Below are 12,852 nucleotides of genomic sequence, written 5' to 3'. Positions count from 1 at the left end.
GTCTCAGCGTTCCTTCTCTTCAATCCAGGCAATCAGCTCGGCGAGCCTCTTTTCAGAAAACACGGCTATACCATGTTCGGTGAGTAGCGATGCGGCGATTCCCATTCCTGACTTACGCTGGCCGCTGAATGAACCGTCATAAATGAATTGGCTACCGCATGTTGGACTTCCGTCGGTCAGCAGCGCAGCGGTACAACCTGACTCCTGAGCGGTACGTAACGCCAACCAGGCGGCAAGCTGATAGTGCTCAGTTACATCTTGTCCAGTAATTTCAAGTATTCTGGCCTGAGCCTGCACTGCGTCCTTACCCTCAGCAGAAACAATCTCAGCAGGAGGGCGTGGAATTGGCAAGCCGGCGGCCAGCTCAGGGCAGTGGATCACGAGACGCTGCTCTTTATGCCAGCGCTGCAACTGATTGGTCATTTGCGCTTTCTCGCTTCCGTCATAGCGCACTTTGAACCCCACAAGACAAGCACTCACCAGTATTTTATTTATCATCGTTATCGTATATTATGGGGGCTGGATGCCTAGATTATAACACCTCGCTTTTTATATAGACATGCCTAATGCAGTACCAGCGGGCAGTGGACTTTACAATAGTTGGTTGCGCAATGATTTAATTATCGTTAAATTAGTATGAATTTCAATTAATAGATGTCCGAATGATATTTTTCGATAAATAGCATCGAGGCATGAAAAAAGCAGCGTCAAGCAATGTGGGATAGGTATGTATGACGGTAATCCAGTTCATTCAGAGAGTGAACGTAAGTCTTTCCTGATACCCCAATCCGCTGGCTGTTGATCGTTTAAGTTACTTTGAAACTAAACTAGAATCACTTAATTAATAAAGCAGGATCAACTCTTCAATTATTTTTTTGGGGTTAATTATGAGAGCGCTGAGCGTATATGATGCAATCTCTTCCAGCTCTTTTGGCTCGATAAAGTGCATCATCAGCCGCAGTAATGACTTCAGAAGAAGAGTCCTTTTTCTGTTTGATTGCCACTCCAATGCTTAGAGTGATACTAATACTGCCTTTGTCCTCATCTGAAACCGATGTTTTTATCTTTCTAATGAAGTCCTCAGCATTAGTATCGTCGAAAATTACAATTGCAAATTCTTCGCCACCAGACCTGGAAATAAAAACCTTATCGTTTATATAATGGCTTAGCGTCAATCCTATGTTTCTCAATACATTATCCCCGGCCCCATGACCATATATATCATTGATACTTTTAAAATGGTCAATGTCTGCAATGCATATCATTCCCGCCCTGTTTTCTATCTCTCTGAGTTTAACGTTCAGATGCCGTCTATTTGGTAATCCTGTCAATTCATCTGTTAATGAAAGGTGAACCGCAGATTTATAATTATGATTGGCGTATGATATGAATTTATTAAACGAATAAATAATCATAAGCATGGCTGGGGCGTATAGAAGAGCTGCTATTACAGATGCTATATCTCTCTCTATCAAATTAAGACCTCCAGCCATAGAAGCCAGAGATGAATTCAAAAGCAAAAACAAACTAATTCTTAAAGTTAGTAAATGCCTCTCTCTAGAGTGGATGTTAAACGACTTCCTAATAAACCATGCGGTTACTATTATAGTACAAGTATTTATAAAGAAATAAAAGTTTAGCTTTGATATGTCACCCATGGCCAACGAGAGAGCAATAATTAGCGTAACCATAAAACCGGTATAAATGACTACCATCCGGTAAAGAAGACCTTTTGGGGATTCAACCTCATGAATTAGTTTGTCGTGTATCTTAAAGCTCATCATGCAATCCTGATTTAGTTCATGGGGTGATAGTACCACGTAATCATTCATGATGGTGATGGTTTATGCTGTTCAGGTTGCAGGCTCAGTTGCTGTAAGTGAAGAGACTAGTTGTATAAAAGCGCGACGTGATTAGCAGATTTTTTCTAATTTCTACAAATTCCACATATAAATCATCAAATTCTAGCGAATACTGAACGATAGCTGTTAGATGACTAAGTTGCAGTGTAAACAATTCCTTCCAATAATGTATAAGTCTTCATCACATGAACAAATTCACTACCTATAGGCTATTGAATGTCATTACCTCTAAAAGAGATAAAAATCATTTGACCTAATAACGGCAATAGTATTCATATAAAGATATTGCACTGTTTTTATTGAGTTACTAAGGCTAAAATTTAGCATTAAACGCTTTTAGTTAGGATATTATTCTAAATTCTCTCCAAAGTCCGCTGTTGGCGCTCAGGAAATATTCAAACCATCATGTTTGGCGCGAATCAGCATCATTCTGGGCTGTCATGTCATTCCGTCCAGTCGAATCAGGCTGTGGCAGGTTATCTCAGTAAAAACTGAATCAGCTGAACAAAGATATACACTGCCGCAGTCATGTGTATTGCCCGTCCTCCCCACCTAAGATATCGCCATTCATGACGTTCTCTAGCGTCGGCTTCTTCAATGGCGGGGTCAGAATGCTTTATTTTCTTTGTCCTGAATTCATTCATTACCCACAAAACAAGAATAACGGTAATGACGGTTTTCTGAAGTATGAGATAATCCACAAAGAGTGACTCCCACCTGCTCACTGATGCAAGCAGAATAGATGAACGATCTCCACGTAGCAACCAATTAATTTAGGGGTCTTATTCATTTTAGCCCTTGCTGGACGTTGAGGTGATTCTGTCTATCGCAGTTTCATCGAATGCTGATACGCGGTCGGTAGTGCGAAATATCTGACAGGTTGCTGTGAGCGAACAGGAGATGAATGCTTAAAGCCTTCTGAACTCTATAAAAGTAAGTTTTTTGGCAGACACCAGGACCAGAGCAGTTGTTACTTCTCTGGAAAATGTGAGTTGTGGATAAGGAAATGTTCAATCGAATCGACTAAACCGGGAGCTAATGGTAGCGCTGGTTCAGCGTATGAAGAGATATTCGCCTTGCGATCGTCCGAAGTAACCTCTTTCATAACATGGTTCATATTGGGTAGTAGAACCAGGGATGCTTGAGGATTCGCGGCCTTAAGCATTCTTGCATCCGTTTCTTCCACCTGGAGATCTCGTTGTCCTTGTAGCACTAACACGGGTTTGGAAATGGTCGAAATGAGATGACTTGGATTATATGAAAACGCATTGATCAAAAATCCCTGAACCGAAGGATTAAAGAGATTTTGTAGTGCTGGATGAATATTCGTTGTATCCACCCTCCGGCGATGCTCCAGAGCATCAATTATCGGCAGCGCTTCATTTAATAACAACGCGTTTGCCGGATTAGCTTTAAGTTGTCCCCTTAACACCTCGCCCATCGGCCTCCCGGGCATTGCGATAAGAACCACACCGCATACATCCTGTTCTTGAGCCGCGGCAAGTGCGACTACGCCTCCTTCGCTGTGTCCTAAAACCCAAACACAGGAAGTTTGCATTTCACGTTTAAGTACTTTTAGCCAGGAACGAACGTCGTCAACATAGTCAGCAATCGTCACCGCATTGGCATCTTCCACGGCCATTACGCTAGCGAACATTCCACGTTTATCGATACGAAGTGTTGCAAAGCCTTTCGCAACAAGGGCTTCAGCAAGAAGTCGGTAAGGTGATGCATTCACACCAAGCGGGTTGTTTCCATCCCGATCAGTCGGGCCGGAGCCTGGAACGATAAGAACAATGGCAGTTGGTTTTGAACTTGGAGTGAGCAACGTACCTTTTAAAGGACCCTTTGGGCCAGTGGCATCCAGGGTGGTTTCGGAAAAAGTCACCGGTGCTGCGGCCAAACTCACAAATGGACAAGCGCTCAAAAGTGCAATGGAGGTTGTAATGTTCATCGATGATTTTCCGGTAAAACTCAGAGTACCTGTCGATTTATATTATAAACATGACCTGCTCTCAATTGATTAATTCATCAGTGGCATTAGCAACATCCGCTTCTGGCACCAGGCAGACAATTCAAATGACAAAAATACCTAGATTTCAAGTGCAGCCAGGATGACAGTTTCCATTTTCTCCGGGGTAGTGAACGGCGCAAAACGCTTTAGCGGCTTGCCATCGCGTCCGATCAGGAATTTTGTGAAATTCCATTTTATCCGCCCCCCCAGCATGCCGGGCAACTCGTTTTTTAGATAACGGAATACCGGATGCGTAGCGGCGCCGTTAACCTCCACTTTTTCAAACATCGGGAAGCTTACACCGTAGTTGATGTGGCAGGTCTGCGCGATTTCGTCGGCGTCGCCGGGTTCCTGCCTACCGAACTGGTTGCAGGGGAAACCAAGCACTACCAGTCCGCGAGCTGCGTACTTTTTGTATAGTACTTCCAGACCTGCATATTGTGGCGTGAAGCCACAATGGCTGGCGGTATTTACCACCAGAACCAGCTTTCCAGCATAGTCAGCCATAGGGATACGCTGGCCGTCCAGGCTGGTGGCTGTTAGTTGATAAAAGGTGGTCATAGCGAACTCCTCAGAGCAGGACCTGTCAGACATCGGCATAGCCATACAGCACGGTGCTGCTGGGGCAAGTGAGAAGCGGAGGTGAGTCCGCTCGGTTTAGTGCTGTCAGATTCAGTACCTAATGCTCCAAATCTTCGCGAGTGGGTCCTTGAAAGTAAAGGGTACTAATATGGCAACTCCGCGGTTGAGTCAGCACAAAACGAATTGTTTCCCAGACAGAACGTCCATTCATTAGATGCTCTCCCATTCTGGATTGAGTGTCGACAAGAGGATCTAACCCGGTCAATTCAAAATCCGGTGGGTATAACCCGGTTACCCGGATATTTTCTTTGGATAACTGTTTCGACAGTTTAGTTGTAAAACCACTCATCCCGTGTTTACTGGCAAAAAAAGCGGGATGGGCAATTGAATCCGTAAAATTCGGAATGCCGCATACAGATATAATCGAAACGATGTCAGCACTGTCTGAGCGCCTTAATCCTGGAAGCAATGCCTGTGTTAGTAGAATTGAACCTGTCAGGCCTGAGCTGACGGTATTGTAGATTTCTGAGTCCGGTTGTTCGTCTAAGGTCCCTGACAACCACTGAGCAGCATTGAGGAGTAGAATGTCGATGGACCTGTCTATATCTAAGAGTTGTGAAGCAAACTGAGAAATAGATTCAGGCTGGGTTAAATCACACAGATACCCTTTGGCAACACCACCTTCAGCGGCGATGATGCTGCAGGTTTTGTGAATATCCTCAACCCGCCGGGCAGAAAAATCCACGTTGACGCCTTCTCGAGCCAACCAAACGCACAACGCCTGACCAAATCCTCCGCCGCCGCCGGTGATAACGGCTCTTTTACCTTTCAACATAACGATGCTTCCCTTTCGTGGTGAGTTTGTGTCGCTGGATATATAGCATGGTGATACGGGGTCACATCTTCCCGTTAGTGCCATTTACGGCGGGATAAAAATAGCGGTTTGCATGCGTGAAGGGGGCTCATCCTGGTCGTTGCTTTCAACCTTGTCCCGCGAATGGTGCCAGGTGTCGGGTATCTAAATGGCTGGATCCGATATTTACAATCAGTTGGATAGCACTTAATCACAGCGTCATGTTCCACGTGATGCGGGTACAATGCGGCGCAAAACAGAGTCATCCCTCCCGGTGATTATTCTCCGCCGGGAGGGACACCAATCCAGATTAAAATACCGACAATCCCAATCCTTGTTTTACTTCTCTTAGTGTTTGCTGCGTGATGTCGTAGGCCTGCGCGCTGCCTTTTTTAAGCATCGCCATCAGCATACCTTTATCCTGAATATAGGTTGCCCGACGCTCACGCATGGGCGCGATGAGTTCTTGCAGGCACATTTCCAGCTCATTTTTGCATGCCCGATCACCCAATCCTCCTTGCTGATAATGCGCTTTCATTTCTGCGACTTTGGCTTTATCCGGGTGAAAAGCATCCAGGTAGCTGAACACGACATTACCCTCAATTTGCCCCGGATCGGACACTTTTAGGTGGTTAGGATCAGTGTACATTGCGCTGACGGCGCGATGGATAGTCTCTTCACTTGCTGACAGGAGCAGCGTATTACCGAGTGATTTCGACATCTTGGCGTTGCCGTCAATACCAGGAAGACGACTGGTTTCGCTTAACATAGCTTTACAGTGATGCAGAACGGGGGTCGGTAACAGGCTATTCATCTTGTGCACGATTTCATTAGTCTGTTCGATCATCGGCAACTGATCGTCGCCGACGGGAACCAGACTGGCTTTGAATGCCGTAATATCTGCTGCCTGGCTGATGGGGTAAACCAGGAAACCGACCGGCAGCGAACGGGCGAAACCTTTTTGCGCAATTTCATTTTTGACCGTTGGGTTACGCTCGACGCGAGCCACGGTAACGATATTCATATACAGCGCGGTGAGTTCAGCAAGGGCAGGTAGTGCCGATTGTAAACAAAGGGTGGTGAGTGAGGGATCAATACCTGCAGCGAGATAATCGGCCAACACTTCGGGTATGTTATTTTGGATCTTTTGTGGATTGCTGCCGTTATCGGTCAGACCTTGCAGGTCTGCTACCAGAACAAACTGCTGATAATCGTGTTGCAGTATCGCGCGTTGGCGCAGGGAACCTACATAGTGGCCAAGATGCAGTGGCCCAGTAGGGCGGTCGCCGGTTAGGATGATGGATTTGTTGTTCATAGAAGACTCCTTAAGCATAAAACCGAAAGGGGTCTCAAAATGCAAATAACCGCCTTTCGGCGGTTATTTAAAAATGGATAAACACATTCTGACCGCCTTTAAGAAGGCAGCCACCAACGTTTGTGGTTAAAACCGTTGCAATCGTGTTTTATATTCATCAGTTCAACATATCACTACCAGGAGTAGAGGTAAAGTAATGCTCTGCCCACCCGGAGGGGTCAAGAAGTACCCGTCTGGGTTTACGCACCGCTTGTTAGCTCGCTTCCAGCATCCCAAAGCTCACTATGCGGGAACGCCCCAGCTCTTTTGCGCGATACAGCGCGACATCCGCGGCACGTAACAGGTTATCGCTCTGGGCGTGCTGCGGGTAGCTGGCAACACCAATAGACACATCAACGTGACCGATATCAGAGACGCCAAAGCTGAGCGTCAACTCGCGTACGCCGTTGTAAATGTCCGTCGCGAAGCGATTGGCCGCCTCTTCATCCATACCGGCAAGCAGAACCAGAAACTCTTCACCACCGTAGCGGAAGGCCATTCCGTGGTCGTGAACAACGCGCTGAATAATTGCTGCGATACTTTTTATCACCCCATCACCTGCCTCATGACCAAAACGGTCGTTGATGCTTTTGAAGTGATCGATATCGATCATCAGGCAACTGATCGGTTCCTGGTTGTGGACAGCCTGACTCATCTGGGTGCGCAGAGTGTCTTCAAGGTGATGGCGATTGCGCAGACCTGTCAGTGGATCATAAAGCGCTTTTTCCAGTAGTGCATCGCGCAGACGTTGGTTAGCTAATGCCAGTCCAAGTGCCTCGGCCATCAGCTCCAGATAAGCACGGGAAGGGGCAGAATTGTCGCTGAGATTCTGGAATGAGAGCAGGCCGATGGCTTCCCCCTGGGCGATCAACGGTACGCACAGGGTATGATCCTGACACGACTCAGGCAGGTGGTAGCAGGCGATATCCGGCTCACCTTGCACGGGAGGATGACTTTGCCCACGGCGCACTGCCCAGCAGTCATCCGGATGGAAAGGGTCAGTTTTGCCTTGCGGCGAAAGCCACTCGGCGGCACAGCGCATGTGCCAGGCTTCCCGATCAAGAATGTAGAGCCGTCCGGCAACGCCAGGGGCAATGTTCGGGGCAAAAAGCTGCGCAACATTGATTACATCGGCAAAGTTTTCGCAGCCCTGTAAACGCTGGGTCATACGCGCCAACAGTTCACGGATTGCCCAGTCGGCATCCCGCTCTTTCTCCAGCCGCTGCCGCGCCAGGCCGTTCTCACGAAAAATACGAATGGCTTGCGCCATATCGCCAATCTCATCAATCTGATTAAAGTTAGGCGTTTCTACGGCATAATCCTGCGATGCGAGACGATGAACCACGTCGCTCAGACGCACAACCGGACGCAATACGCGGCGTTTCAAAATAAAGCCGAGGACAAACAAAAACAGCAGTGCGGTTAAACCGACCATAACTTCGGAGAGCGTACGCAGTATGCGGGAGGTCCTGGTGGCATCGTCAATGCTGTTACGTACACGGTTATCGAGCAACTGCCGGAAATGATCTATCCGCACCTGCGCCCGTTCCAGTTCCTGTTCGTAGGCTTTGCCGTAGAGCAGGGTGATTGCCTGTGACGTTTCTCCGCGGGCCATACTGGCGAGCGCGGTTGCTTGCTCTTCCTGCAGCGCATCGACAATTTGTAATCCTTCATGCAGCAGCGCCAGCTCTTCACCTGTTGCGCCGAAGTCCTTTAATTTTGTTAACCGCTGCTCAACCGCTTTTAGCGACGACGCCTTCTGGCGATAGGTATTCAGTGCATCTGGATCTTTGGCGATCACGTACTCGCGAGCTAAATCGGACAGTGACCAGGCATCGAGCTCCACCTCTTCGGTTAGCTGATCAAATTTATATCGCTGCTCTACCACCTGACGTTCAGTATTGTCTGCTCCGGATGCCATCAGCATAACAACGCCGGAGGCAATGGTCAGGCATACCGTCGCACTGTAAGCCCAGTTGGTGATTGTGGCTATTCGCACTTTTTCGTTCCTTCTGCGACGATTAATGAATAAGCATGATTGAAATTATAGGAAACGTATGATTTTGCGTGAAAACAAAAGGCGACCCGCGGCCGCCCTTTGTTATCGTCATGCCATCATAAATCTGGAGGGTTTTTTCCTTCTTCCATGAAGGCTTCATCGATACCTTCTACGTTGCCCTCATGGTCACGTCCGGAGAACAGATTCCAGCTCGCCAAAAACAGTGCAGCGATCAGTGGGCCAATCACAAAGCCGTTGATACCGTAAATCTCCATCCCGCCGAGGGTGGTAATCAATATCAGGTAGTCCGGCATTTTGGTGTCTTTTCCTACCAGTAGCGGACGCAGAATATTGTCCACCAGTCCGACAATAATGACGAAGAATCCGACAATAAACAGTCCTTGCCACAGTTGGTGGGTGGCAAAGAGGAAAATAGCCGCAGGGACCCAGACTATCGCCGAGCCAACCGCAGGCACCAGCGAGAGGAATGCCATTAGCGCGCCCCACAAGATGCTACCGTCGATGTCGACAATGGCGAAAGCAATGCCGCCCAGCGTGCCCTGTACAACAGCGACAACCGCCGTGCCTTTGACAGTCGCCCGCGTGACACCCACGAATTTGGCAAACAAGTGCTGCTTGGCAAAATCAGACAGCGGTAAGGAGTCCAGAATCTGACGCACCAGATACGGTCCATCCTTCAACAGGAAAAACAGCAGGTACAGCATGATGCCAAAGCTGATGGCGAAACCGAAGGTTCCTTTACCAATCAGGAAAGCACTGCCTGCGAGGTACTCTCCGCCCTGGAGCGCAATGTCGGAGAGTTTTTTCTGGATCTGCGCGACATTATCCAGATTGTGTTCTGCGAGGAACCCTCTGGCCCAGTCAGGAAGATACGAAAGAATAGAACTGACCACTTCCGGAAACTGCGTATCGTTTTGCTGCAACTTGGTGTAAACCACATTCAGTTCGATTGCCAACGACGACAGGATCACCATCAGAGGAATAAAGACAATCAAACAGATAATACCTATAGTGATTAACGATGCCAGACCGTTACGTTCGCCAAGCGCACTGCGCAGTTTGTTTTTTACCGGATTAAAGATAGTCGTCAGAATTGCGGCCCACAAGATTGCGGAGAAGTAGGGGGACAACACGTCGAAAAACGCCCAGGTCACGAGGGCAAGAATGAAAATGAAGAAACCTTTGGTCAGTCCGTTAAATCGCATTAGTGAATCCTGTAACTGAGAAACAGTCTCGACTATAGAACTGTTCAGCAGAATTACCAACTGTGGATGTTGATTCCGGCTTAACGCCGCCTTGATGATCAAACAGTGAACTCAGAGCAAAAAATTGCCCCGTGTTGGAAAGATCCAATGCCAGTATGTATAGTACAAAAACGGCTGCTGCATAACGCTATAGGAATGCTTGCCAGAATGCCCTATCTTTGAAGTAATGAGTTTCTTATTTATATTTAAAATACGGCATGCTGATGTTAATGATAATGACAGATAACACAGTCGAGCCATTAAAACCTTCAGTGTAGAGTGCGCAGGGTGAAGTAATGCCGAATAAGCATATAAGCCCCAATACTAGCTGTTTTATTGCAGACATGACGATGGCCGAAGAAAACTGGATGGTTAATGATAATTATTTGTTCAAGATATACAAATGGGAAATATGTGTATTAATGTACACGTTGACCTGAGTCTCACAATTCATATCGGGTATTTAATAGCGGTTCTGCAAAAAAATAGCATGGCATTTATCATATGTTCAACATTATCTCATCGAAAGCAGACAATTTCGAATACCACTGTATTGGGTTAATTATCGTCCATCATGCAGCGAGTTGATTCGCCAGCCAGTTGAAAATTCGTTATGATCCACCCCCACTTTTTAGTCTGGTTGTCTGATGTCTACGATTCTCGATACCTTTGTTGCTCCGCCGTGCCATGACGAAATAGAAATCCTTTACCAGGATGAACATCTGCTGCTTATCAATAAACCCAGTGGGTTGCTGAGTCTGTCGGGGAAAAATCCGCAAAATCTTGATTCGGTGCACTATCGTCTGGTACAGACATACCCGGGCTGTACGCTGGCGCATCGGCTTGATTTTGGTACTTCGGGTCTGATGGTCGTTGCACGCAATAAAGCAATCAATGCTGCGCTCTGTCAGCAGTTCAGCCAGCGCTCGGTGACTAAGGTGTACAGCGCATTGTTATGTGGACACCTGAAACAGGATGACGGTGTGATTGATGCTGCCATTGTCAAAGATCCAGCACTGTTTCCGTTGATGTCGATTAGTGCCAATAGCGGTAAACCTGCGCGTTCCCGTTTTCGGGTGATTGAGCGCTTCAATCAGCTACTGAAGGACGGAAGGTCACTGCCCCTGACGCGGGTGCAACTGATGCCGGAGACCGGACGAACCCATCAGCTACGTCTTCACTGTCAGCATTTGGGTCATCCGATCTGGGGCTGTGATCTTTATGGTGGACGCGAGTGGCCAGGCACGGAGCAGACGTCACGGCTGATGTTACACGCCAGCGAACTGCGGCTGGTACATCCCATCAGCAAAGAACAAATCAACGTCTGCCATGCCAGCCCATTTTAACTCGGCGGCTATTACGGTGTTATCGTGCTGCACGTTGCAGAATGACGGCTGACGGCTGGCGTTGCAGAAAACGCATCCGCAGCATCATCAGCACCGCGGCAGAGGTCAGGCCAATAATAAAGCCCATCCAGAAGCCCGCTGGCCCCATGCGGTCGACGACCAGATCGGTGAGCGCAAGAATATATCCACTTGGCAACCCCAGCACCCAGTACGCTGTGAAGGTGATAAAGAAAATGGAACGCGTATCTTTATAACCACGCAGGATCCCGCTGCCAATAACCTGAATTGAGTCCGAAATCTGGTACACGGCAGCCAGTAACATCAGTTGTGCAGCCAGTGTGACAACTTCAGGATTATTGTTGTAGAGCAGGGCGATGTGCTCGCGCAATGTGACGGTGAAAATGGCGGTCATCATCGCCATACATACGCCGACACCTAAGCCAGTTCTGGCAGCGGTCTGAGCATCCAACGTTGATCCCTGACCCAGGCGGTATCCCACACGAATGGTGACGGCAGCCGCTAAAGACATCGGCAAGACAAACATTAATGAGCTGAAGTTCAGCGCGATCTGGTGTCCGGCCACGTCGACAATCCCCAGCGGGGAGACCAACAGCGCCACCACGGCAAACAGCGTGACTTCAAAAAATAATGCCAGCGCAATGGGCAAACCCAGCTGTACCAGGCGTTTCATCACCGCGATGTCAGGTTTCTGGAAGCCACGCTCATTACGGATATCACGCATTGATCGGGCGCGTTTTACGTAAGAAAGCATGGCGGCAAACATCACCCAATACACCGCTGCCGTTGCCACACCGCAGCCTACACCGCCCAGTTCTGGCATGCCCAAATGGCCATAGATGAAAACATAGTTAACCGGAATGTTCACCAGCAGGCCGAGAAAACCCATTACCATTGCCGGTTTGGTCTTGGCCAGGCCTTCGCACTGGTTACGGGCAACCTGGAAGAACAAATATCCGGGCGCACCCCATAGCAGCGCGCGCAGATAGCCAACGGCTTTGTCGGCCAGTGCAGGATCAATGTTATGCATAGAGCGGATAATGTATCCCGCATTCCAAAGCACAATCATAATCAGAACGGATACGATCCCCGCCAGCCAGAAACCCTGACGTATTTGGTGAGCAATGCGATCGCGGCGCCCGGAACCGTTAAGTTGCGCAATTACTGGCGTCAGCGCCAGCAACAGCCCGTGACCAAACAGAATTGCGGGTAGCCAGATGGACGTACCAATCGCAACGGCTGCCATGTCCGTCGCGCTATATCCGCCGGCCATCACGGTATCGACGAATCCCATTGCGGTTTGAGCGATTTGCGCAAGAATCACCGGAATTGCCAGAGCTAATAACTGACGCGCTTCACTTACATACTTTTGCACGTGTACACCACTATATTGTTGTTATTTGAGAGACTAAAAAAGCCGCCTTATATGGCAGCAAGGAGAAAATGCAGGGGAAATTTCAGTCTATTGTAGCGAGGAATCTGTATTTCTCCAGTGAAAAAATAGGCGGGAGTGGCGCATTGCTGGCAACCTGATTTTCCACCTGCTATTGTGCACAGCA

General features: G+C 48.1%; 11 protein-coding genes. 1 reads left to right on the top strand and 10 read right to left on the bottom strand.

Features of this window, described 5'->3' with window-relative positions:
- Positions 1-3 precede the first annotated feature (3 nt).
- The 9 genes from IB196_RS12020 to IB196_RS11980 form a co-directional block, all read right to left on the bottom strand.
- Positions 4-498, bottom strand: a complete 495-nt coding sequence (locus IB196_RS12020) for a DUF523 domain-containing protein (RefSeq protein WP_040233817.1) — start codon at positions 496-498, stop codon at positions 4-6.
- 383 nt (positions 499-881) lie between these two features.
- On the bottom strand, positions 882-1,784 hold the full coding sequence (locus IB196_RS12015; protein ID WP_223236966.1) for a GGDEF domain-containing protein: 903 nt from the start codon (positions 1,782-1,784) through the stop codon (positions 882-884).
- Positions 1,785-2,338: 554 nt separating this feature from the next.
- Positions 2,339-2,563, bottom strand: coding sequence for a hypothetical protein (locus IB196_RS12010; RefSeq protein ID WP_040233900.1), 225 nt, complete (start codon positions 2,561-2,563; stop codon positions 2,339-2,341).
- Positions 2,564-2,832: 269 nt separating this feature from the next.
- Positions 2,833-3,816 (bottom strand): alpha/beta fold hydrolase, encoded by a 984-nt coding sequence (locus IB196_RS12005; RefSeq protein WP_005127203.1) that lies wholly within the window; start codon positions 3,814-3,816, stop codon positions 2,833-2,835.
- Positions 3,817-3,954: 138 nt separating this feature from the next.
- Positions 3,955-4,437: a glutathione peroxidase gene (locus IB196_RS12000; protein WP_005127202.1), complete on the bottom strand. Its 483-nt coding sequence runs from the start codon at positions 4,435-4,437 to the stop codon at positions 3,955-3,957.
- Between the two features lie 118 nt (positions 4,438-4,555).
- Positions 4,556-5,293, bottom strand: a complete 738-nt coding sequence (locus tag IB196_RS11995) for an SDR family oxidoreductase (protein WP_040233821.1) — start codon at positions 5,291-5,293, stop codon at positions 4,556-4,558.
- A gap of 328 nt (positions 5,294-5,621) precedes the next feature.
- Positions 5,622-6,626 carry a tryptophan--tRNA ligase gene (trpS, locus tag IB196_RS11990; protein WP_005127200.1) on the bottom strand — a complete coding sequence of 335 codons (1,005 nt, stop codon included), beginning with the start codon at positions 6,624-6,626 and terminating at the stop codon, positions 5,622-5,624.
- 253 nt (positions 6,627-6,879) lie between these two features.
- Entirely contained in the window at positions 6,880-8,664 is a 1,785-nt protein-coding gene (locus IB196_RS11985) for a diguanylate cyclase (RefSeq protein ID WP_188232204.1), read from the bottom strand.
- A gap of 116 nt (positions 8,665-8,780) precedes the next feature.
- Positions 8,781-9,890: an AI-2E family transporter gene (locus IB196_RS11980; RefSeq protein ID WP_188232205.1), complete on the bottom strand. Its 1,110-nt coding sequence runs from the start codon at positions 9,888-9,890 to the stop codon at positions 8,781-8,783.
- Between the two features lie 686 nt (positions 9,891-10,576).
- Here IB196_RS11980 and IB196_RS11975 point away from each other — a divergent pair.
- On the top strand, positions 10,577-11,275 hold the full coding sequence (locus tag IB196_RS11975; protein WP_005127196.1) for an RluA family pseudouridine synthase: 699 nt from the start codon (positions 10,577-10,579) through the stop codon (positions 11,273-11,275).
- Between the two features lie 19 nt (positions 11,276-11,294).
- Here IB196_RS11975 and mdtK read toward each other — a convergent pair whose 3' ends face one another.
- Positions 11,295-12,668, bottom strand: a complete 1,374-nt coding sequence (mdtK, locus tag IB196_RS11970; protein WP_005127195.1) for a multidrug efflux MATE transporter MdtK — start codon at positions 12,666-12,668, stop codon at positions 11,295-11,297.
- Positions 12,669-12,852: the final 184 nt, after the last annotated feature.

Origin of the sequence: Citrobacter sp. C6_1 (assembly GCF_014596835.2) — a bacterium.
Lineage (GTDB): Bacteria > Pseudomonadota > Gammaproteobacteria > Enterobacterales > Enterobacteriaceae > Citrobacter > Citrobacter pasteurii.
This window is presented reverse-complemented; position numbering and strand designations above follow the sequence as displayed.